We start from the raw sequence: 23,057 nt of genomic DNA on the forward strand, positions 1-23,057 counted from the left end.
GGCACAGTTTTTGCTTATTATTTTTTTATTATTGAAAAATAAAATTTTCTTTATAGGTGTTCATAAATTTATAAATTTGTCGATATAAGCTTTTAACTAGCAATAGAAAATTTTAAAAAGGATTTTAAAATGGAAATATCGAAGGCAAATGGGCAAATGGATACAGCTTTGGCAAACATTAGCCAAAGAACAAGTGAGACACAGGCTAGTTTAAACATTCAAACCGATAGAAGTCAAGGCCAAGAAGGCGATGATGGACAGCAACGAGGTGTGAGTGAAAAGTTGGCTGATATTACAAAAAAGTTAAATGAGCAAATGGATTCTCTAGATACCAATGTTCGTTTTGGTTATAGTGATAAAATCGGTTCTATGTATATTAGCGTGACTGAAAAAAGTACTGGAAGGGAAATCCGTCAAATTCCTAGTGAAGAAGCTATGAGATTAGCTGAGTATTTTAGGGATGTGATAGGAATGATATTTGATAAGGAGAGTTAAAAATGGCATTTGGTAGTCTATCTAGTTTAGGATTTGGTTCTGGGGTTTTAACTCAAGATACTATAGATAAATTAAAAGAAGCAGAGCAAAAAGCTCGCATTGATCCTTATACTAAAAAAATTGAAGAAAATACAACCAAACAAAAAGATTTAACAGAAATCAAAACTAAATTACTAAGTTTTCAGACGGCTGTTTCATCATTGGCCGATGCTACGGTTTTTGCGAAAAGAAAAGTTGTAGGAAGTATTAGTGATAATCCTCCAGCAAGTCTTACAGTTAATTCGGGTGTTGCTTTACAAAGCATGAATATCAATGTTACTCAACTTGCACAAAAAGATGTGTATCAAAGCAAAGGATTAGCAAATGACAGTGGTTTTATTAATGCAAATTTAACTGGAACCACCGATCTTACTTTTTTTTCAAATGGCAAAGAATATACTGTTACAGTAGATAAAAACACAACCTATAGAGATTTAGCTGATAAAATTAATGAAGCTAGTGGAGGAGAGATTGTTGCTAAGATTGTAAACACAGGAGAGAAAGGCACTCCTTACCGCTTAACTTTAACCAGTAAAGAAACAGGCGAAGACAGTGCGATAAGTTTCTATGCGGGAAAAAAAGATTCGAATGGTAAGTATACAAGTGATTCAGAGGCAGAAACAATATTCAAAAATCTTGGATGGGAATTAGATACAACGAGTTCTATTGATCCAGCTAAGGATAAAAAAGGTTATGGTATTAAGGATGCTTCTTTGCATATCCAAACTGCGCAAAATGCAGAATTTACACTTGATGGTATTAAGATGTTTAGATCAAGTAACACTGTTACTGATCTTGGTGTAGGAATGACTTTAACTTTAAATAAAACAGGTGAAATTAATTTTGATGTACAGCAAGATTTTGAAGGTGTGACAAAAGCCATGCAAGATTTGGTGGATGCTTATAATGATTTAGTAACCAATCTTAATGCTGCAACTGACTATAATAGCGAAACTGGAACAAAAGGAACTTTACAAGGTATCAGTGAAGTAAATTCAATACGCTCAAGCATTCTTGCTGATTTGTTTGATTCTCAAGTTGTTGATGGAACTACTGAAGATGCAAATGGTAATAAAGTGAACACTAAGGTTATGCTTTCTATGCAGGATTTTGGCTTAAGTTTAAATGATGCAGGCACTTTGAGTTTTGATTCTTCTAAATTTGAACAAAAAGTTAAAGAAGATCCAGACTCTACTGAAAGTTTTTTTTCAAATATTACTAAATACGAAGACATTAATCACACAGGAGAGGTAATTAAGACAGGAAGTTTAAGTAAATATCTTAATTCCAATGGAGGTAATACTAATGGTTTAGAATTTAAACCAGGAGATTTTACTATAGTTTTTAATAATCAAACATATGATTTATCTAAAAATTCTGATGGTACTAATTTTAAATTAACAGGGAAAACAGAGGAAGAATTGCTTCAAAATTTAGCTAATCATATAAACAGTAAAGGTATTGAAGGCTTAAAAGTTAAGGTTGAATCCTATAATCAAAACAATGTTACAGGGTTTAGGTTGAATTTTAGTGGAGATGGTAGCTCGGATTTTTCAATCAAAGGAGATGCTAACATTCTCAAGGAATTAGGTTTGTCTGACGTAAATATAACCTCTAAGCCTATAGAAGGTAAAGGTATTTTTTCAAAATTAAAAGCCACGTTGCAAGAGATGACTGGAAAAGATGGTTCAATTACAAAATATGATGAGAGTTTGACAAATGATATTAAATCATTAAATACCTCTAAAGACTCGACTCAGGCTATGATTGATACAAGATATGATACAATGGCGAATCAATGGTTGCAATATGAGAGTATTTTAAATAAACTCAATCAACAGCTAAATACTGTAACTAATATGATTAATGCGGCAAACAATTCTAATAATTAAGGATAAAAAAGATGCAAAATAATTTAGCCTATAATGCTTATTCTCAAAATCAAGTGGGGATAGAGTCTCCGCAAAAACTTATTGAAATGCTTTATGAGGGAATTTTGCGTTTTTGTGCAAGAGCTAAAGTAGCCATAAGAAATGAAGATATAGAACAAAGAGTGTATTTTGTAAAAAGAACCACGGCTATTTTTATAGAGCTTATTAATACTTTAAACTATGAAAAAGGCGGAGAAGTGGCACATTATTTAAGCGGGCTTTATACAAGAGAAATTCAACTTTTATCTTTGGCAAATTTAGAAAATAACGAAGATAGAATCAATGAAGTTATAAATGTAACCAAAGGTTTACTAGAAGCTTGGAGAGAAGTGCATAACAATGAAACAGTGGCTCAGTGATTTTAAACTTGCATTAATCCAAGAAGATATCAATAAACTTGAAAATTTACTTGATGAACTTGATATGAAAGCTTTTATTAAAAATTTAGCCAAAGAATCGCCTTCAGAAGATTTTTTAAAAGAAAATGCAAATGATGTATTTTATCAAGTTCAAGCTCTTTTGCAAGAAGCTGTTATACTGATTGAACAAAAGAAAAAAACAAAAGCTGTTGAAATTCAAAAATTTCAAAAAGCGTTGACATATTTTAAATCTTAAAAAAGCATAGCGATAAGCCGAGTTCTGTCTTGAATGCTCATTTATCTAGTTTTGTTTTTGCAAACAAAATCAAGCGAAGGGTTAAAACAAAGACGCTAACCATCCCTTCTTGCTGCACATTGGGTTTACATAGCCGAAATTGTTACCAAAATCGCTGGTGGGCTTTTACCCCGCCGTTTCACCTTTTCCACTTGCGTGGTAGTTTTCTTTCTGTTGCACTATCCCTTAGGTTACCCTAGCCATCTGTTAGATGGAATGTTTGTCTTTAGCAGCTCGGACTTTCCTCTCCTAAAAAGAAGCGAGCATTTACTATGCTTTAAATTTGGATTTTAACGTAATTTTACTTATTTTTTCATCAAATAAAATAATTTTATTGTGATATCAATCAAAATTTGATAAAATTGTTTTTTATTTTTTAACAAAGGAAATTTATGGCATCTTATTCAATGGGTGATTTAAAAAAGGGACTTAAAATAGAAATCGATGGAATTCCTTTTAAAATAGTTGAGTATCAGCATGTAAAACCAGGCAAAGGTCCTGCTTTTGTGCGTATTAAAATCAAATCTTTTATCGATGGTAAAGTACTTGAAAAAACTTTCCATGCAGGTGATAAATGTGAAGCTCCAAATTTAGAAGATAAAACTATGCAGTATCTTTATGATGATGGTGAAAATTGCCAATTTATGGATACGCAAACATATGAACAAGTAGCTATTAGTGATGATGATGTAGGTGAGGCGAAAAAATGGATGCTTGATGGTATGATGGTAGATGTGCTTTTCCATAATGGTAAAGCTATCGGCGTAGAAGTTCCACAAGTTGTTGAACTCAAAATCATCGAAACAGCTCCAAATTTTAAGGGTGATACTCAAGGATCAAATAAAAAACCGGCTACATTGGAAACAGGCGCAGTAGTGCAAATTCCTTTTCATGTGTTAGAAGGTGAAGTTATACGCGTTGATACCGTGCGTGGTGAGTATATAGAAAGAGCGAACAAATAATACAAAAAAAGCTTTTGGACTATTCCAAGGCTTTTTTAAATTTATATAAAATTTATTTTGTTACTTAATTTCTCATTCCATTCTTAAAAATATTTTTTTAAACTTTTCTTCAATTTAAAATTTCTATAATATTTCTAATTCATATTGTGGAGATGGTTGATGGAATGGTTACTTCTTGCTTCTATACCTTTGATTGTTTTAGGTTTTGCTTTAAAGATTAATCCCTTTTTAGTGGTAACTTCAGTTGGAATTTATGCTGGACTTGTTTCAGGTTTTGATTTTGTTAAGGTTGTTAGTGATATAGGAAAATCTTTTGTAGATAATCGCTATGTTGCTATAATTTGGCTTATTTTACCTTTACTTGCTGTTTTGGAACGCAAAGGCTTAAGAGAGCAGGCTAAAAATTTAATATCCAAAATAAAAGTTGCCAGTACAGGACGAATTTTAATGTGTTATTTTGTTTTTAGACAAGTTACTGCAGCTTTAGGGCTTTTATCTTTAGGCGGACATGCGCAGATGATAAGACCTTTAATAGCCCCTATGGCAGAAGCTGCAGCTAAGCTTAAATTTAAAAACTTAACACATAAAGATAGTCAAAAAATCAAAGCTTTTTCTGCGGGAACGGATAATGTTGCTGTATTTTTTGGAGAGGATATTTTTATAGCCGTGCATTCTATTTTATTTATTAAAGCTTTTTATGAGAGCAATGGTATTATTGTTGAGCCATTGCATTTATCAGTTTGGGCTATACCAACTGGAATTTTGGCTTTAATTATCCATTGCTCTAGACTTTATTTATTTGATAAAAGATTGGAAAAAACTTATAAAGGGTTGAGTGATGATAAGTCTTGATTTACTTTATTATATTGTAGGAATTTTATTTTTAGTTTTTGGAATTTTAAGTTTTTCTAATCAAGCTAAAGATATAAAATCAAGAATAAGCGGCGGGGTATTTTGGATAAGTTATAGTTTTACTTTTTTACTAGCAGGAGTTTTGCCTCATTTTGTGATGGGTTGTATAGTGATTTTACTAGCACTTATAGCAGGGTTTAATTTATTAAAACCAGCAAAGATCGAAGTTAGCAAAGAAGAAAAAGAATACGAGATAAAACATGCAAATATTTATAAAAATAAACTTTTTATTCCTGCTTTAATGGTTCCTTTGATTACACTTATTGGGACTTTTTTATTTCCCCATTTGAGTTTTTTTGAAAATAAAAATGCTACATTGATGGCTTTGATTATAGGTATAATTATTTCTTCAGTAGTTGCTTGTTTTATGTTTAAGGCTTCTCCTAAAAGAGCTGTTAAAGATGCAGCACATACTATGGATCACATTAGTTGGGCGGCGCTTTTACCGCAAATTTTGGCTACACTTGGGGTAGTTTTTGTTTCTACAGGAATGGGCGATCAAGTATCTAAACTTTTATCTAGTTATATTAGTTTGGATAATGCTTTTATTGCAGTAGCTGTGTATTGTATCGCTATGGCGCTTTTTACTATAGTAATGGGCAATGCTTTTGCAGCTTTTCCTGTGATTACTGCTGCTATTGCTTTGCCGATTTTAATCATACAAATGCATGCAAATCCTGCTATTATAGGTGCGATTGGAATGCTTAGTGGATTTTGCGGAACTTTAATGACGCCTATGGCTGCAAATTTTAATATAGTTCCTGCGGCACTTTTAAATTTGGATGATAAAAATGGCGTAATTAAAGCCCAGTTTATGTCAGGACTTGTTTTGCTTGTAGCTAATATCTTTTTAATGTATTTTTTAGCTTTTAGATTTTAAGGAGAAACAATGGAAAAATTTATAAAACAATTTAGCTTTATTGCACTAGAAAATATTTTTAGAGAATTGCCAAATAAAATCACACATTCTTTTAATGATATCAATGATATTAAACCGCCAAAACTTATGTATCCTATATTTTATGGTTCTTATGATTGGCATTCTAGCGTGCATTCTCACTGGCTTTTGGTGAAAATTTTAAAAGATTTTTCTCATTTTGCTCCAAAGGATGAAATCATCAAAGCTCTAGATTCTCAATTTAGCAAAGAAAAAGCAGAAGGAGAGCTTAAATATCTTCAAAACCCTGCACACAAAGGTTTTGAAAGACCTTATGGATGGGGATGGTTTTTAAAACTGACTTTGGAGATAAATTTACTTGCTAAAGAAAATGACAAAGCTGAAATTTGGGCTAAAAATTTAGAAGGCATAGCTGATTTCTTTGTTAAAGAATTTAAGGAGTTTTTACCTAAGATGGATTATCCTATACGAGTTGGAACCCATTTTAATAGCTCTTTTGCTTTGTATTTTGCTTTAGAATATGCAAGATTTAAAAAAGATCAAGAATTGGAGTATTGCATCATCCAAAGTGCTAAAAAGTGGTTTTTAAATGATAAAAATATGCAAGCTTTAGAGCCTTGTGGAGATGAGTTTTTATCTCCTGTTTTGATGGAAGCGGTACTTTTAAGTGCTGTTTTACATAAAAATGATTTTGTAAAATTTTTTAAAGCATATTTGCCAAATTTAGAAGCAAAAGAGCCTGCAACTTTATTTACCCCTGTGAGTGTGAGTGATAGGAGCGATGGTAAAATAGCACATTTAGATGGGTTAAATTTAAGTCGTGCTTGGTGTTTTAAAATACTTTCAAATTTTTGCGATGAAAATTTAAAAATTCTTTTAAGAAACAATGCTACAGAGCATTTTGATAAAGCTATAGCTCATATAGAAGATGATTATCTTGGGTCGCATTGGCTAGGAAGCTTTGCTTTGCTTGCTCTGGATGTGGATATTTTATAAAAAATTTCATAAGATGAGTAAATTTGTTGCTAAATAGATATTTTTTAAATTTAGATTTTGTTTTTATGCTTTGAAAAATATATTTTTTGATATTATAAGCCCTATAATATTTTAAAGGATGATAATGGTTTTTTTAATCATCTCTAGTATTATAGTGGCTATTATTTTGGGCTATATTACTAGACATAATGTTGGAATTTTTGCTATGATTTTTGCTTATATTATAGGAGCTTTTTTTATGGATTTAGCTCCTAAAAAAATCATAGCTTTTTGGCCTATTTCTATATTTTTTGTTATTTTTGCTGTCTCATTGTTTTATAATTTTGCAACCGTAAATGGAACTCTTGAAAAATTAGCTGGACATTTGATGTATCGTTTTGCTAATCATCCTTATTTGCTTCCTTTTGTTATTTTTGTGGTTAGTGCTATTATAGCTGCTTTAGGAGCAGGTTTTTATACAGTTTTAGCTTTTATGGCACCACTTACTTTTTTACTTTGCGATAAAATCGGTTTAAGCAAAATTGCTGGAGCTATGGCTATAAATTATGGTGCTTTGGGAGGAGCAAATTTTGTGACTTCTCAAAGCGGGATTATTTTTCGAGGATTGATGGAAAATTCAGGCATTGAAGCAAATGAAGCTTTTGTAAATTCTAGTATTATTTTTGCTTTTACTATAATCTTGCCTATTGTGGTATTATCTTTTTTTGTGTTTAATGCTTTTAAAAATAATATAAAAATTAGTGTTATTTCAAAACCTGATCCATTTGATTATAAACAAAAAACTACTTTAATTCTCATGTTTATGATGATTGTTGTTGTTTTAATCTTTCCTGTGCTAAATATTATTTTTCCACATAATGAGACAATTGGTTATTTTAATAAAAAAATAGATATAGCCATGATAGCCATGATTTTTGTCGCCATTGCTTTATTTTTAAAATTAGCCGATGAGAAACAAGTTGTTGCTTTAATTCCTTGGGGAACCTTGATAATGATTTGTGGAGTAGGGATGTTAATTAGCATAGCAGTTGAAGCAGGGGTTATAAAATTATTTTCAGATCTTGTAGAAAATGAGATCAATGTGATTTTTATTCCGTTAATAATGTGTGCTATTGCAGCTTTTATGTCGCTTTTTTCAAGTACTTTGGGTGTGGTTACTCCAGCGCTTTTTCCTATAGTTCCAAGCATTGCTGCAAGCAGTGGATTAAGCGAAGCATTGCTTTTTTCTTGTATTGTTGTAGGGGCTCAAGCTTCTGCTATTTCTCCTTTTTCTTCTGGAGGAAGTCTAATTTTAGGATCTTGTCCTGACAAATATAAGGAAAAATTATTTAAAGATTTACTTATTAAAGCTGTGCCTATAGGATTTATAGCGGCGATTTTAGCTACTATTATAATGAGTTTTATTTTATAAGGATAATTTAATGAAGATTGATACTCATGCACATATATTTTTGAAAAAGTTAAATACGGTTGCAAATGCAAGATATAAGCCTGATTATGACGCTAGTTTTAAAGATTATAAGGCAAATTTAGATCATTATGATTTTGATAAAGGGATTTTAGTTCAGCCAAGTTTTTTAGGTGTTGATAATGAATTTTTACTTCAGAGTATCGAAAAAGATGAAAATATAAAAGCTATAGTTGTGGTTGATGAAAATATTAAATTTGATGAGCTTAAAAAACTAAAAGAAAGAAAAGCTTGTGGAGTTAGATTAAATTTAATTGGCAAAGAATTGCCAAATTTTAAAAGTATGGTTTGGACTCAATTTTTTGAAAATTTAAGTAAGCTTAAAATGCAAATAGAAATTCAAAGAGATTTAGATAATAATCTTGTTGATATTGTTGAAAATTTAATTCCTTATGGTTGTAATATTGTTATCGATCATTTAGCAAGAGCTAATGCAAACTTAACAAATTTAGAGGATTTAATTTGCTTAAAAAACTCTAGAATATTTTTTAAAATTAGCGGTTTTTATAGAGCAAAAATAGATTATGCTAATAATGAACAAGCTGTAAAATTTGCAAAGAAAATATATGAAATTTTAAAAGAACATTTTCCACTTAGCAATTTTGTTTTTGGAAGCGATTGGCCACATACAAATTTTGAATCAAATGTTAATTTTTCATCGGCTCTAGTAGCTTTTAATGAAGTTGTCGTATCTAAAAAAGAACAAGAGCAAATTTTAGGGGATAATGCTTGTGCTTTATTTGGCTTTTAAGCTTTTTGTTTTATCCTAAAGATGTATTTTGCAATGCGTTCAAAATGCACTCTTAGATAAGGTTTGTAAATCACAAAACCACCTAAAAGCCCTAAAATGCTTCCTATTACAACATCAATTAAACGAGCGAGTATTAATTTATCTGCATTTTCACTCATAAAATTAGCTGCTTCCGAAAGATAAGTAGCATAAGGAGTAAAGAAAATCATAGCTAAAGCATAGTTTCGATTGACTAAAAATTGTCCTATAAAAAACAAAGACATCATAAGTAAAATAAGCTCTATATCGTGAAATTGTTTAGATAAAAGCCACCATGCAAAACATACTCCTAAGGCCGTTCCTATGATGCGTTGAATTTGTTTAATCCATATAGAATTTAAAGTTACACCTTGCATAATAGCTGTACAAGAAATGGCTATCCAATAACTTCTTTCAAGTTCTAAAAAAGTTCCTATAAATATAGAAAAAGCCACAAAAGAACCCATGATCAAAGAATCCACAAAAACTGCATCAAAACCTATGTATTCTCTAGGTGGAATTTCGCTAGGTAAAGCATTTTTAAATCCATAAATCACAACGATAGAATATAACAAAGCCATTAAATTAGCTACCATTGCTCCAAGAAAAACAAGACCTACTAAAAAGATAAAATCCTTAGCTTCAAAAGGAGAATAGGCTCCTAAAACACAAGAAAATACAAAGAAAAAATATCCAGGTGCACCAATGTTATAGTATCTAATTAAAATAGAACTTCCCATGGCCATAATTCCTATAGGGATGAAGGCAAAAATTGCAGGCAAAAAATGAGTTAAAATTCCTAAGAAAAAACTAGAAACTATGCCAAAAGAACAGCACATCACAACAGCCATTCTATGATATAAAGGAGTGTTTGGAACATATAAAAAAGACAAAGCTCCTATCATGGCAATGAGTCCATAGTTTAATTTTCCAAAAAATACACTAAGCCCTAAAACTATACCTACGCCTAAAGCCGCAAAAAAAGGCATTTGCCAAACTTGTTTGCTTGAATTTAATTTAGCAATTTCTTTAAAGTGTTGCTTTAGTATTTCTATTTTATTCACTCTCGAATTTGTCCTTCCCCATTGATTATATATTTATAAGTGCAAATATCTTCAATCCCCATAGGACCTCTTGCATGCAATTTGCTGGTTGAAATTCCAACTTCTCCACCAAAGCCAAATTCTCCTCCATCGCTAAAACGCGTTGAAGCATTAGCATAAATACAAGATGAGTTTATAAGGCGTTGAAATTTAGCGATATTTGAAGCATCATTTGAGATAATGGTTTCAGAATGCAAGGAGCTGTGTTTATTGATATGCTCTATAGCTTCATCGCAATCTTTTACTAATTTTACACTTAAAGCAAAATCAAGCCATTCTGTATCAAAGGTATTTTCATTTGCTTTAAAAATTTCTAAATTTGAGTTGTTAAAATAAGCCAAAGCATTTTCATGGGCGTGAATTTTTACCTTAAATTTTTCAAATTCAGGTATTAAAAGACTTATAAAATTTTTAGCAATTTTTTCATGGATTAAAAGCGTTTCTAAAGCGTTACAAACACTTACTCTTTGACACTTTGCATTAAGGATTATTTTTAAAGCCATATCTAAGTTAGCACTTTGATCTACAAAAGCATGACACAAGCCTTTATTTTGCTTAATGAGAGGAATTTTGGTATTGTTTGCAATTTCTTGTATCATATTTGAACTTCCGCGAGGTATGATCACATCGATTAAATCATCAAAGGCTAGAATTTGCAAGATTTCATCTCTTTGGGTAAACATAGCAAAACAATCTTGCAAATCAAATTCCTTAAGTACTTTATTAACAAGAGTAAATATAGCCTCATTTGTAAATTTTGCTTCACTTCCGCCTTTAAATACACAAGCATTGGAACTTTTTATCATTAAAGCTGCGATTTCAGCGCTAAGACTAGGCCTTGCTTCGTAAATAACACAAATGAGTCCTAAAGGAATGCTTATTTTTTGTATGTTTAAACCCGCATAATTTTTCCAGCCTTTAGAAATTTTGCCTATAGGATCTTCGATGTAAGCGATTTTTTCTAGGCCTTCGCAAAGAGCTAAAATACGTTTTTCATCTAACAAAAGCCTATCTTTCATTGCTCCGCTTTTTGTGAAATTTGCCATATCTTTTTTATTTGCTTCTAGGATAATTTTGAAATTTTCTCTTAAAATTTGAGCTAATTTTAGAATAATTTTTTCTTTATCTTTGGGCGTTAAGTTAAGTAGTTTTTGAGAATTTTTCTTAATATTTTCAAGCAAATTTCGCATTTTTAATCCTTTATTTACAAAAAACTTGATAAATTATACAAAAAAATTTAGAATTGAAAGGTAAATATAAATGAAAAAAATAGATTTAATTGTAGTAGGTGCAGGTCCAACAGGGATAGGCTGTGCAGTTGAAGCCAAGCTTAAAAACAAAGAAGTTTTGATACTAGAAAAATCAAATAACATTTGTCAAACTTTAATGCAATTTTATAAGGATGGCAAAAGAGTAGATAAAGCTTATAAGGGATGCGAAGGAACCAATCACGGACATGTTCCTTTTGAAGATGGCACCAAAGAAAGCACTATAGAAACTTTTCAAAACGCTTTAAAAGAGCACAATATAGAAGTTGAATTTGGTTTTGAAGTTGAGAGCGTTAAAAATGAAAATGGAGTTTTTTTAGTAAGTACAGCTAAAGGTGTTTATGAGTGTAAAAACATTATTGTTGCTATAGGTAGAATGGGTAAACCTAATAAACCTGATTACAAACTTCCTATGACTTTAACAAAAATCATTAATTTTAATGCCAATTCAGTTTTGGGAAATGAAAAAATTCTTGTTGTAGGTGGCGGAAATTCAGCAGCAGAATACGCTGTGGATTTGGCAAATTCAAATCAAGTTAGCCTTTGTTATCGTAAAAAAGAATTTACAAGATTAAATGATATAAATCTTAAAGATATTCACGAAGCTGGAAATTCGGGTAAGGTAGAGTTAAAATTAGGAATTGACATTAATGAAGTAGAAGATGATAATGGCAAAGCTAAAGTAAATTTTACCGATGGTACAAGCGATATTTATGATAGAATCATTTATGCTATTGGTGGTTCTACTCCACTTGATTTTTTACAAAAATGTGGGATTAATGTTGATGATAAAGGCGTGCCTTTAATGGATAAAAACAAACAAAGCAATGTTAAAGGCATCTTTGTAGCAGGAGATATTGCTACTAAAAATGGAGCAAGTATAGTTACAGGGTTAAATGACGCTGTGAAAATTCTTTCTGTGCTTTAAAATTTAGCCTTTGGGCTAAATTTTTATTTTAGTTTAATCTAGAAAATTCATATGCAAAATAAAATAAATATTAATAAACTTATTGCGAAATTACTTTATTTAAATTCTTACATACTAGGACTTTTGGCATTTTATTAGCGGTTTAAAATATTTTTAATTTTAAATATTTTAAGGATTATTATGTCAAGTATTTTTAGCACCTTAAGCCCTTTTAGGCTTTTTGTAAAATGTGCCGTGCCAAATGTTATAAGCATGGCTTTTATTTCTTTTTATTATATAGTTGATGGAATTTTTGTTGGAAAATATCTAGGAAGTGATGCTTTAGCGGCACTAGCCTTGATTATTCCCTTTATCATGATGTCTTTTGCTTTGGCTGATATGATAGCCATAGGATCAGCAGTGCAAATTTCTATGCATTTAGGTTTAGGCAAGAAGAATTTAGCTAGAAAGATATTTAGCTCAAGTATGTTGATTATCTTTATAATCTCTTGTTTTATCGGAATTTTAGAGTATTTTTTAGGACCTGTTTTGATTGATTGTTTAAATGTTAGCGATGAGATTAAAACGATGGCTAAAGAATGTATGTTTGTTTTTGCTTTGTTTGCGCCCTTTACTATGCTTTCTTTTGCTTTGGATAATTATTTAAGAATTTGCGGAAAAACTGCTTATAGTATGGTAATGAATGTGATTATAGCATTAAGCAATATAGTGCTTGATTATATTTTTATAGTCGAGTTGGGTTGGGGCTTATTTTCAGCTGCTCTTGCAACTTGTTTGGGGCTTATTTTCAGCTGCTCTTGCAACTTGTTTGGGGCTTGTTTTAGGTGGTATTTTTGGAATTTTTCCTTTCTTGTTTCAAAATTTAGAGCTTAAAATTTCAAGCCTATACATGAATTTAAAAATTTTTAAAAATATTCTTTATAACGGAAGCAGTGAGTTTTTTGGCAATATTTCAGGATCTTTATATAGTATTTTTGCAAATTTTGTTTTATTAAAAATTTCTGATACTCAAGCCGTGGCAGCCTTTTCTATAGTTTTATTATAATGCTTATTATTGCTATGGGTGATGCAATGCAGCCTGCGCTTAGTTACAACTATGCTAAAAAAGATTTTTCAAGAATCAAAGCTATTGTAAAAGTGGTATTTTTTGCAGGGGGATTTTTATCTTTATTCTCTATAGTGCTTATATTGATATTTGGAGAAAATTTAATCACGCTTTTTACAAAAGAAAACAATCAAGAATTTAAAACTTTTGCTTATACAGCTTTGATGCTTTTTGCTTTTAATTATTTTTTTGCATGGTTTAATGTTCTAAGTGGTTCTTTTTTGACAGCTTTTAATAAGGCAAGCTTTTCTTTGGTTTTAAGTTTGGCGCAAAATTTATTTATACCTTTGTTTTTTCTTTTGTTTTTATCTTGTTTTATGGGTTTAAATGGAGTATGGCTAAGTCCATTTTTTGCTGAATTTTGTGTTTTGATTTTAGCTTGGATTTTTCTTAAAAGAATTTTTAAAGATCTATCTTTATAGGAGATAGATCTTTTTTAAATTTTATCAAAGGAGCTTTTTATAATTTTTAGAATTTATATCCTATACCAGTTAGGACAATTTGATAGGTTTCATCATAAAATCCTATATCGCTATTTCTTTTTTCTATGCCATAATTTGCAAAACCATAAAGTCCGTTATAACCCAAAAATTGATTTTTAACAACTTTTAAATTAAGCTTAACTATATTACCATCTTGTTTTTTGTGAAAGATAGGATCAGTTCCTACTGCTTCATATTTGCTAAGATTTAAATTTGGAGTGAAGATGTAATCATTAGCAAAAGCCAAATTTGTTCCTATACTAAAACCATATCTTGAATAGCTTTGAGCTTTTCCGTCTGCATCATTGTAATCATAATTTAACCCTAGGTTTAATAAGCTATAATTATAGTTTAATTCAATTTCGTGATAATATCCCTCCCTTTTTAAAGAGCTTTGTGCGATAGTGTCTTTATCATATTTGTTTTTGCTAAATAAATATGAAGTGGTAAATTTCCCAAAATCACTTTCATAAAGTTGAGAGATTTTAAAACCATATCTATCAACATCAGTTTCTTCTCTATTTCCTATTACATAAGGATTTGCATAAGCTTTTTCTCTTAAAGAGGAAATTACAGAAAAAGAAGTGCTAAAACGCTCTAAATAAGCTCTTTCGTAGCCTAAAGCTATACCGCTGATATCTCTTCCATTGTAGTTTTTAATAAAAATTCTATCATTATCTATAAGATTACCATAGTAAAGTTCTGCACCGATAAAAGGAATGAAAGAGGAGTCTGAATTATCAGCATTGTGACTGCTTAGATAATCGCTGTTTGCCAAGGTTGAAATATTACTTTTAATATCCCTTGCACCCACACCTATGCTTAAATTTCCACTAAAACCTTCTTGAAATTCTACAGCCGTAGCTGATTGGGTTAAAATGGAGGCTAAAACACAGGAAAATAAATATTTTTTCAAATGTTCTCCTTGAAATGTTTGTTGTTTGTAATTAAATTACATTTATAATTGTAACTAATATTACATTAAATATTTATAAAAAAATTAAGTTTTATAATTTAAGTTTTTTTAGATAGAATTTTTAGAATTAATTTATATTTATAAGGAAATTTAGTGCAGCAAGAGTATTATGACTTGGATTTAGAACGAGCTATTTTAAGCAGTTGTATCATGAGTGAAGAAGCTTATGCTAGTATAGCAGGTGATATTAGCCCAAAAGATTTTAGTCTTAAAGCTCACCAAGATATTTTTAAAGCGGTTATAGCTTGTAGTAATAACAAAGAGCCCATTTCTGTAAGTTTTTTAAGAAAACATAAAAAAATAGATGAGCAAATTTTAGCAGAAATTCTTGCCACTCCTTCTATGATAGATTTGCCTGCTTATGTAAATGAACTTCACGAAAAGTCCGTAAAAAGACAACTCTTGAGTTTTGCACATCTTTTGCCAACTCGTATCAATGAAGATCGTGCTGTAAGTGAAATCGCAGATGAAATTGGTAAAGAAATTTTTAGCATTACAAATCGTGTGAATTCTAGAGATATTAAAGATGTTGATATGGTAATATCAGAACTTTTTGAAGAATTTAAAAAGCAAAAAACTTTAGAAAATAAAGGTATTATAGGGCTTGATACAGGTTTTGAAGGTCTAAATAAAATGACAAAAGGCTTTAAAGGGGGTGAACTTATAATAATCGCCGCGCGTCCAGGTATGGGAAAGACAACTCTTTGTTTAAATTTCATTGATAAGGTTTTAAGACAAAAAAAAGGCGTGGCTTTATTTTCTCTTGAAATGCCTGCAACTCAAATCATGCAAAGAATGCTATCTTCTAAAACTTCTATTCCTTTGCAAAAAATTTTAACTGCAGATTTAAACGATGATGAATGGGAGCGTTTAGGAGATGCTTGTAATGATTATAGTCAAAAGAAATTATATATTTACGATAGTGGTTATGCAACTATTGCTGATGTAAGGGCTATTTTAAGGCGTTTAAAATCTCAAGATGAAAGTATAGGACTTTGTGTGATTGACTATATAGGGCTTATGATGAGTAATTCAAATTTTAATGATAGACATTTGCAAGTTAGTGAAATTTCAAGAGGACTTAAGCTTTTGGCTAGGGAGCTTGATATGCCTATTATCGCACTTTCACAACTTAATCGTGGCTTAGAGCAAAGGGCAAATAAGCGTCCTTTGATGAGTGATTTGCGAGAAAGTGGAGCTATAGAGCAAGATGCGGATGCTATTTTGTTTGTATATCGCGATGAGGTTTATAGAGAACAAGAAGAAAAAGAAAGAGAGAATAAAGCTAAAGCTGAAGGCAAAGCTTATCAAAGGCTTTTTATACCAAATCCTATGCAAGAAAATGCTGAAATTATTGTTGGAAAAAATAGAAATGGACCTGTTGGAACTATAGAAGTTGTATTTTTAAAAGAAAAATCTTGTTTTGTAGATAAACCTATAGGCTATGAAACTACTGAATTTACAGGCTAGCTTTAATAAAATAAGTTTTTAATATTTTAAAGTTATTTTTTACGACACAACCTGTCGCAAGGGTGTTTTATACTTTCTTTGTTATTTTAAAACAAGGAGAGAAAATGTTAAAACAAATCGCATTTGGTAGTATAGCTCTTACAGCTACAGGATATGGCATAAAAAAATTATACGAAAAATTATCCAAGCCAGAAAGAAAATTTGATACACATGCTATTGTTCCAAGCTGTAAGGATGTAATCAATACCGAAGAATACAAACTCAAAAGAGAGCTTGAAATCGAACAAAAGAAAAATCAAATTCAAGAATTTCTTTGCGAATGCATGGAGTGTTATAGCGGCTTTTCAAAATATTTTAATTCTAAGGAATTTTTAGAATTTGAGCAAAATTTTACCTCTAAAAATAATCATAAAACAGAATTTCTTTTGTCGTCTTATAAAGATCAAATGATAAAAGTGATCGACCATGCTAAAAAATTTGAATGCTTAAGTGCTTTTTTGGAAACACAAAGCGAAAAAAATGACTTAGCGGTTGTAAAAATGATAAGCGAAAGCATGGAGAGAAAAACACAGAGATTTTATCTGCAAACAAAATTTCAAACTTTTCCTCAGTATATTTTTCCTTCTGTGTGGAGTTCTCCTATGTGGAATAAACAATGGGAATAATGCTTGGAATTTTAAGCCTTATAGCTGGCTTTGTTGCCATAGTGTTGATGTGTAGTTTGTATTTTATAGCGTTTATGGTTTTTGTTGGCATAGCGATACTTATTTTTCTTTCTATGCAACCTTATCCTTATAATATAATATTTTGTGCTATATATTTAATCACAATTTTAGCGCTAGTGCTATGGCGTAAAACTTAAAAATTTCACTTCTCCCTTGACTGGGGGGAGGGATTTGATAAAATACAAAGTTAAAAATTTTAAAAACAAGGAGAAAATATGGCCTACAGATATGATAAAGATTTAGAATTCTTAAAAGAATTAAGCAGTCCAGAACTCGATGAGCTTGTAAAAATTTTAACCCATGATAAAGACGGGAAAGTTCGTTTTACTGAAGAGTTAACCAATAATGATCTTTATAAAAAACATTATCCAGATCATAAAGAATATATCGAACTCATTTTAGAAGAATTTCAAAAATTTGGAGGAAATAGTATTCTTAATATATTTCGAGGTGGTGGAGTTTTATATAATGAAATTCTACGCGATGTTGCAAAAAAATTTGATGTAAAATTTGATGAAAATGAAAGCACAAACTCCATAGAAACATCACTTTTATGCAAATTAATAGAAGAAGAGTTAAAAAATTCTCAAGATGAAAATACATTAAGAGAACTTGTAAATATTTTCGAACTTGGCATTTCTAATATTAATAAACAAACAGTTGTAATGGGATTGCAATCTCTTATTAAAATAGGTGGATTTAAAAGCTATCAAATTGCAGTAATAGTTGCAAATCAAGTTATGAAGTTTTACTAGGAAGAGGTTTATCTCTTGTGGCAAATGCAACACTTACAAGAGCTTTAAGTCTTTTTTCTGGTCCGGTAGGTTGGACAATTATGACCACATGGACTGCATTGGATTTAGCTAGCCCAGCCTATAGGGTTACTATACCAGCAGTACTTCAAATTATAATTTTAAGACTAAAACACAATACAAAAAACTAAACACAAGGAAATGCATTAATGGAAAATATTTGCCAATTTATCATAGAAAATATTGATAAAAATTCATTAAATACAAAAAAAATAAAACTTGTTTTCAATATGCAAGAGCAAGAAATTACAACAATTTCGAAGATATTTAAGGTATCTTCGGAACACATTATTGCTTTTTATGATACCTCAACATCCTTTAATTATTTTAGCAAAACTACCGGAATATGTTTTACTGGCAAAGAAGTTATCTTTAAAAGAAAAGAAGATGAAGTTTTAATGAAAATCAACTATGAAGATTTCAAAGAGGCAAATAAATCCTTACCTGAAAAAACAACAACTCTTCAAGACATCAAATTTCCCATATCTTTTCATAATCTTGGAACATCTTATCTTTCATTTGATGATTTCAAAAAGAAAAACTACATAGAAGAAAATGATGAGCTTATAATAAATTTTTTACACATCTTAACTTCAAAAAATAACATAGAAAGTTTTAAAAATGAAAGTATGTTTCCACAAGCCTTAGAAAAAACAAACGAAAGTATTAAAGAAAACTATATAAAAGTTATCATTAAAATAATATTAGATCAATACGGTTTTTTAGATGAAAAAAGATCAATTAAAATTTTTGCTCTAATGAATAAAATTAATGTTGCTTCAGAAACAAGGTATAAAATACAAGATTTTTTACATAATAAACATTCTAGTTTTGAAGATTTGCTAAACATCATAAAACAAGAATCTAGATTTATGCAATTCAAATATATTTTAATTTCACTAATAAAAGACTTAATTGATATAGATTTTGAAGATAATAAAATTTATAATTTTTTGTATGAAAACAAAGACATTTTTAAAATCAAAGACCTTAAAGAAATCTATTAGATAAAAGAAATCATTAAAAAAGAATATCAAATAATATTAGACGATAATAAAGAAATTCAGCAAATTTTTAACTTTATATCCGAAACAGCTACAAAAAATAATATATCATTAAACGGTTTATATCTTTCAGGAATGACAATTGGCATGTCTGTATCAATTATGGAGTTACTAGGATTTGGGGAATTAATAAAATTACCACTAATCGATTCTTCAAAAAAATATCACAATAAAAACAAACAACAATTACGTCTTTTTATTATTCAAGAAATTCTCAAAGAAAATCAAAAAACAATTACCCAAATTATTGATATCATCAATAATTTAATTGAGCAATGTAATACAAATACACAAAATTTACAAGAATTAATAAAATTATTAAAATTGGCTTCAAAAAATAATGAAACTTTTAAAGAAAGGGAAAAACTTTTATATTGCCCAGAAATGCTTTCATTGATAACAATAAATAATCATCTAAAAGAAGATGATATTCAATTTATAGAACAATACTATACCTATAATCAAAATACTCATGAGTATGAGCGCAATGACAATCTTTCTTCGTCGGATTTAGAAAAACTTTCAAATTTTTTTAAATTAAAAAATCTATAAGGATAATTTTATGGATAAAATACAAGAAAACACCAAAATAGAAAAGGCTATATTAGCCGAAAAACAACAAATCTTTTTAATACAAAATAAATTATCCGAAATTGAAAAAAATATCAAAGAATAATGTTTAACCATAGAATAGATTCAAAATAGTATCACAGAAAAAAATCAAAATTTGAGCAATATAGAATATAAGGAAAATCAATCAATCGATTCATTGGAAAATTTTTTTAACACTTATAGCAATTGGGAAACATATTGTCAAAAAATTGAAAAATATTTAAACTTAAAAAAATAAACTCAAATGAAGATTCTTTAAAATTTTTGATCACTTATTCAAATTTATCAGATGTTAAAAAAAGAATTGAAGATGAATTTACCCATAGAAATGCAGAGTGCGATAAGTATGATTATTTAATAGCAATAACATGTGGAGCAATAGCTGGCATTATGGACATTTTTTTAGTTGGAAATCCTAAAGATAGCTATCTAGGAAAAAAGGTAGATAAGACGGTAGAAAAAATGACTCAAAAATTTGCACAATTATGTGGTTGGGATAAGCAAAAAGCATTAGACAAAAACAAAGATTTAACTAAAAGTGCTATAGCGTTTTTGGAAAACAAATTTAAAATTAATTATGATCAAACTACTACAAATGGAAGAAATGGAACAAATGGAAAAGTAGATAATTTAAGTATAAAAAATCATCATTTAAAAAGCATAGGTCACTCTCCAGATATTTTCGGGTTATTTGTATCTATAGTAAATCAATTTACCAATACTTCAACTTTTGTCAGCAACGGAAAAATCATAACCATAGATACAAATACTTTTGAATTACAAGGGGGAAATTTTATTGCTAAAATATTTTGTGGATTTTTTAATTGGTTTGGACATTTAGCATCTGATTGGTGTGGATCTAGTGGAGGCAAGGAAAGAGGTGCAGGCATTCCTATGCCTTTTTATAATTTATTTTTACTTTGTGATTTTGGAAATTTTGGACAACATAGACAAACACTAGCACAAATTGCAACCCAAGTTTTTGAACAAGGATATGATCTTAGGCATGGAGTTACTATGTCTATTCCTGTTATGATTAATGAAATGCTAATTCGTTTTATGTATATAATAAAAGCTAAATTTTACCACAAAAAAGAATGGAAAGAATGTATACCAAAAGATGACATACCTGAATTAAATAAAATGCTTTTAATAGGATCTGGTACTTTTTTATTAATTGATACTGGTGGCGCATGGATAAAAAGTAAAAATCCTATAACAAATCCGGTAGTTTTCCTTTCTGAAATCAATTTAATTAATGTTATAAGATTTAGCACTTTAATTCTTAAAGAAATTTATATATTATATAATAATGGAAAAATAGATAATAAAAAATTAGAAAAATATCTAGATGACACTTGTAAAATTTTATTAATTGAAGCTCATAATAAATCTAAGCTTTTTAAAGAAATCCTAAAATAAGGCAAAGCATGAACCACCTTTTAATCCTTTATAATCCCTACTATCAAGAAGATGTCATCAAGCAACATTTAAGCATTTTACAAGAAAAATCCCAAGTTGCCTTTGGCAAAATCAAATCAAAACTCAACGATCAAGAAAAGCAAAATTCCTTAGAAGAAATTTACCAAAGTACAAATGAAGAAAATTTCTTGCAACTCTTTTTAAGCGATTATGCTAATTTATTTGTCGCTAAGGTGGTAAAAATTTCTAAAAATGTTGATGAAAGTTTGATTCCTAGTTATTATAAAGAAAAAAATTTAGAAGTGGAAGACTTTTTTATTATTAGTGATTTAAGAGAATTGGTCAGGGAAGATTTTAGTCGTTTAAGAGATAAATTTTTAGCCAATTTCATCACACCAAACGATCACACCTATGCTATCTATGGCAATAATTACACCTATCCTTTGCCTGTGAGATTAAAAGAAGAGTGTTCTTATTTTTTAGGAGATGAAAAGCATTATCTAAGTGTGTATAAAAGCAAAGAATACCTAGCCATGCAAGAAAATTTCATACGCTTTGTTTTTGGCAAAAGGATTTTTTATCTCTTACACTCTGATAGCATAAGCAATATCATTCATGCAGAATTAGAGCTTTTGCAAAGCGAAAACGATCTTTTAAATGATTTTACAAGTATTATAGTCAAATACTCTAAAACCTTAGAATATGAAATTTACGCTTTTGCCAAAAAAGTTCTTTTAAAAGCTTGTATGAAAGATCCTAGCCTTTATGATTTAGCTTATAATGTCCAAGGCAAATCTTTTATACTTAAAGATTTTTTTACCCAAAAACCCAATCTTGGAAGTATTAAATTTCTACTCAGACATGAAAATATCCAATGTCATTTAGGAAAAAGTTTAACTCAATTTATCAATTATCCTTTTTCAAAAAGTCTTACTCTCATTCAAGAAATCCGTAATGAAGCCGTTCATGCGAAAGCCCCAAGTTTAAATGAAGTCAAAAAACTTAGAAATGAAATTTTAGACATAGAAGGCGTAAGTTTGTTAAAAAGCATTTTAACTCACAAGGAAATTTCATGAAAGAATACGACAAATTAAGTATACGCTTGGTGCAGATTTTATCAAAATTTAACAATGGAGAAAGTCTAAGCGCCCAAGAGCTTGCACAAGAGTTTAATGTCGATACAAGAACCATACAAAGGGATCTTAACGAAAGACTTGCTTTTATGCCTATTAAAAAAGAAAATGGAAGATATGTTTTAGAAAGCTTTGCTTTGGGAAAATTAAGCTTTAAAGATATACAAAATTTCGCCACCTTAAGTGGTATTGCTGAGCTTTATCCAAAACTCGATCAAGGCTTTATAGTTGATCTTTTAAGCCATAGGGTAAATAAAGTTTTGATGGTAAAAAATGAAGGTTTTCAAAAGGTGGATTATGAGCTTTTTAAAGATCTTAGTGTGGCTATACTCAAACACAATGTATTAAATTTTTTCTATAAGGACAAAGAACGCCAAATCAAACCTTACAAACTCGTAAATTACAAGGGAATTTGGTATCTTTTAGGAGATGAAAACGATAAATTAAAACATTTTAATTTAGATAAAATTTCAAAACTTCACACTAAAAATGAAAATTTTATCCCCGATGAAAAACTTGAGGAACAAATCCAAAATGATCCTAATATCTGGCTTGGAGAAAGCAAAGAAGTGATTTTAAAGCTTGATAAAAATGCTAAGGAATATTTTTTTAGAAAAGAAATACTAAGCAATTATCAAATCATTGATAAAGATGAAACAAGCTATACTTTAAGCACTCAAGTTTCCTATGAAGATGAAATTTTACATTTGGTTAAACAGTGGATTCCTTATATAAAAATTCTAGCTCCTATAGAACTGAAAATACGGCTAGAAGATATTTTAAAAAGTTATTTAAACAATCTATCTAAATAAAATTTATTTTAAATCCTTAAC

At 29.7% G+C, this 23,057-nt stretch carries 23 protein-coding genes, 1 other RNA gene and 2 pseudogenes; 22 read left to right on the forward strand and 4 right to left on the reverse strand.

The genetic code is table 11. The features are described 5' to 3' along the window. Positions 1-129 precede the first annotated feature (129 nt). The 4 genes from FBF06_RS03025 to FBF06_RS03040 are packed head-to-tail and all read left to right on the forward strand — an operon-like array spanning position 130 to position 3,080. The gene (locus tag FBF06_RS03025; RefSeq protein ID WP_002776146.1) at positions 130-495 is read left to right on the forward strand and encodes a FlaG family protein; all 366 of its coding nucleotides are present in this window, start codon (positions 130-132) and stop codon (positions 493-495) included. A gap of 2 nt (positions 496-497) precedes the next feature. Continuing rightward, a complete protein-coding gene (gene fliD / locus FBF06_RS03030) occupies positions 498-2,426 on the forward strand; it encodes a flagellar filament capping protein FliD (protein WP_168977532.1) in 1,929 nt (642 codons plus the stop codon). An 11-nt stretch (positions 2,427-2,437) separates the two neighbouring features. Continuing rightward, positions 2,438-2,824, forward strand: a complete 387-nt coding sequence (fliS, locus tag FBF06_RS03035) for a flagellar export chaperone FliS (RefSeq protein ID WP_002776169.1) — start codon at positions 2,438-2,440, stop codon at positions 2,822-2,824. Beyond that, the gene (locus FBF06_RS03040) at positions 2,805-3,080 is read left to right on the forward strand and encodes a hypothetical protein (protein WP_002791829.1); all 276 of its coding nucleotides are present in this window, start codon (positions 2,805-2,807) and stop codon (positions 3,078-3,080) included. Before fliS ends, FBF06_RS03040 begins: the two co-directional genes overlap by 20 nt. Here the strand turns inward: FBF06_RS03040 and rnpB are convergent. Then, positions 3,078-3,398, reverse strand: an RNA gene (gene rnpB, locus FBF06_RS03045) — RNase P RNA component class A. The genes FBF06_RS03040 and rnpB overlap by 3 nt on opposite strands. Before the next feature lie 113 nt (positions 3,399-3,511). Between rnpB and efp the strand changes: the two genes are divergently transcribed. From efp to FBF06_RS03075, 6 genes are all read left to right on the forward strand, one after another. Continuing rightward, entirely contained in the window at positions 3,512-4,081 is a 570-nt protein-coding gene (efp, locus tag FBF06_RS03050) for an elongation factor P (protein ID WP_002855210.1), read from the forward strand. Positions 4,082-4,240: 159 nt separating this feature from the next. Beyond that, complete coding sequence (locus FBF06_RS03055; protein ID WP_002856730.1) at positions 4,241-4,933, forward strand: DUF969 domain-containing protein; 693 nt, start codon at positions 4,241-4,243, stop codon at positions 4,931-4,933. Next, positions 4,920-5,873, forward strand: a complete 954-nt coding sequence (locus tag FBF06_RS03060; protein ID WP_002877608.1) for a DUF979 domain-containing protein — start codon at positions 4,920-4,922, stop codon at positions 5,871-5,873. Before FBF06_RS03055 ends, FBF06_RS03060 begins: the two co-directional genes overlap by 14 nt. A 9-nt stretch (positions 5,874-5,882) precedes the next feature. Then, complete coding sequence (locus FBF06_RS03065; RefSeq protein WP_002858603.1) at positions 5,883-6,887, forward strand: DUF2891 domain-containing protein; 1,005 nt, start codon at positions 5,883-5,885, stop codon at positions 6,885-6,887. A 118-nt stretch (positions 6,888-7,005) separates the two neighbouring features. Beyond that, positions 7,006-8,298, forward strand: coding sequence for an SLC13 family permease (locus FBF06_RS03070; protein ID WP_079460156.1), 1,293 nt, complete (start codon positions 7,006-7,008; stop codon positions 8,296-8,298). Between the two features lie 10 nt (positions 8,299-8,308). Beyond that, a complete protein-coding gene (locus FBF06_RS03075) occupies positions 8,309-9,106 on the forward strand; it encodes an amidohydrolase (RefSeq protein ID WP_002887670.1) in 798 nt (265 codons plus the stop codon). Here the strand turns inward: FBF06_RS03075 and FBF06_RS03080 are convergent. Continuing rightward, positions 9,103-10,188, reverse strand: a complete 1,086-nt coding sequence (locus FBF06_RS03080) for an FUSC family protein (RefSeq protein WP_168977533.1) — start codon at positions 10,186-10,188, stop codon at positions 9,103-9,105. The genes FBF06_RS03075 and FBF06_RS03080 overlap by 4 nt on opposite strands. Beyond that, positions 10,185-11,417 carry a glutamate-5-semialdehyde dehydrogenase gene (locus FBF06_RS03085; protein WP_002887669.1) on the reverse strand — a complete coding sequence of 411 codons (1,233 nt, stop codon included), beginning with the start codon at positions 11,415-11,417 and terminating at the stop codon, positions 10,185-10,187. Before FBF06_RS03085 ends, FBF06_RS03080 begins: the two co-directional genes overlap by 4 nt. A gap of 70 nt (positions 11,418-11,487) precedes the next feature. Between FBF06_RS03085 and FBF06_RS03090 the strand changes: the two genes are divergently transcribed. The 4 genes from FBF06_RS03090 (at position 11,488) to FBF06_RS09975 (ending at position 13,950) form a co-directional block, all read left to right on the forward strand. Continuing rightward, on the forward strand, positions 11,488-12,423 hold the full coding sequence (locus FBF06_RS03090; protein WP_002908986.1) for an NAD(P)-binding domain-containing protein: 936 nt from the start codon (positions 11,488-11,490) through the stop codon (positions 12,421-12,423). 180 nt (positions 12,424-12,603) lie between these two features. Then, positions 12,604-13,296 (forward strand): MATE family efflux transporter, encoded by a 693-nt coding sequence (locus FBF06_RS09965; protein WP_282434629.1) that lies wholly within the window; start codon positions 12,604-12,606, stop codon positions 13,294-13,296. Positions 13,297-13,312: 16 nt separating this feature from the next. Then, on the forward strand, positions 13,313-13,468 hold the full coding sequence (locus FBF06_RS09970; RefSeq protein ID WP_282434630.1) for a hypothetical protein: 156 nt from the start codon (positions 13,313-13,315) through the stop codon (positions 13,466-13,468). After that, positions 13,468-13,950 (forward strand): MATE family efflux transporter, encoded by a 483-nt coding sequence (locus FBF06_RS09975; protein WP_282434631.1) that lies wholly within the window; start codon positions 13,468-13,470, stop codon positions 13,948-13,950. Before FBF06_RS09970 ends, FBF06_RS09975 begins: the two co-directional genes overlap by 1 nt. A gap of 46 nt (positions 13,951-13,996) precedes the next feature. Here the strand turns inward: FBF06_RS09975 and FBF06_RS03100 are convergent, their stop codons facing one another. Continuing rightward, entirely contained in the window at positions 13,997-14,926 is a 930-nt protein-coding gene (locus tag FBF06_RS03100) for a DUF2860 domain-containing protein (protein ID WP_002859085.1), read from the reverse strand. A gap of 153 nt (positions 14,927-15,079) precedes the next feature. Here FBF06_RS03100 and FBF06_RS03105 point away from each other — a divergent pair, with 153 nt between their 5' ends. The 8 genes and pseudogenes from FBF06_RS03105 to FBF06_RS03145 all read left to right on the forward strand — a co-directional run bounded on the left by FBF06_RS03105 (position 15,080) and on the right by FBF06_RS03145 (position 23,036). Continuing rightward, positions 15,080-16,456: a replicative DNA helicase gene (locus FBF06_RS03105; protein ID WP_002858532.1), complete on the forward strand. Its 1,377-nt coding sequence runs from the start codon at positions 15,080-15,082 to the stop codon at positions 16,454-16,456. A gap of 62 nt (positions 16,457-16,518) precedes the next feature. Beyond that, on the forward strand, positions 16,519-17,121 hold the full coding sequence (locus FBF06_RS03110) for a hypothetical protein (RefSeq protein WP_079254728.1): 603 nt from the start codon (positions 16,519-16,521) through the stop codon (positions 17,119-17,121). Continuing rightward, positions 17,112-17,318: a hypothetical protein gene (locus tag FBF06_RS03115; RefSeq protein WP_002868077.1), complete on the forward strand. Its 207-nt coding sequence runs from the start codon at positions 17,112-17,114 to the stop codon at positions 17,316-17,318. The genes FBF06_RS03110 and FBF06_RS03115 overlap by 10 nt, the downstream gene beginning before the upstream one ends. Positions 17,319-17,396: 78 nt before the next feature. Then, positions 17,397-18,124: pseudogene (locus FBF06_RS03120) on the forward strand (DUF3944 domain-containing protein). 18 nt (positions 18,125-18,142) lie between these two features. Beyond that, a pseudogene (locus FBF06_RS09690) lies at positions 18,143-19,609 on the forward strand (hypothetical protein). A gap of 324 nt (positions 19,610-19,933) precedes the next feature. Beyond that, positions 19,934-21,091 carry a hypothetical protein gene (locus tag FBF06_RS03135; protein ID WP_168977534.1) on the forward strand — a complete coding sequence of 386 codons (1,158 nt, stop codon included), beginning with the start codon at positions 19,934-19,936 and terminating at the stop codon, positions 21,089-21,091. Positions 21,092-21,099: 8 nt separating this feature from the next. Next, positions 21,100-22,167 carry an HP0729 family protein gene (locus FBF06_RS03140; protein ID WP_168977535.1) on the forward strand — a complete coding sequence of 356 codons (1,068 nt, stop codon included), beginning with the start codon at positions 21,100-21,102 and terminating at the stop codon, positions 22,165-22,167. Continuing rightward, positions 22,164-23,036: a YafY family protein gene (locus FBF06_RS03145; RefSeq protein ID WP_002868084.1), complete on the forward strand. Its 873-nt coding sequence runs from the start codon at positions 22,164-22,166 to the stop codon at positions 23,034-23,036. Before FBF06_RS03140 ends, FBF06_RS03145 begins: the two co-directional genes overlap by 4 nt. The last annotated feature ends 21 nt before the right edge of the window (positions 23,037-23,057 follow it).

It is taken from the genome of Campylobacter sp. CFSAN093227 (assembly GCF_012897855.1).
GTDB classification, from domain to species: Bacteria; Campylobacterota; Campylobacteria; order Campylobacterales; family Campylobacteraceae; genus Campylobacter_D; species Campylobacter_D jejuni.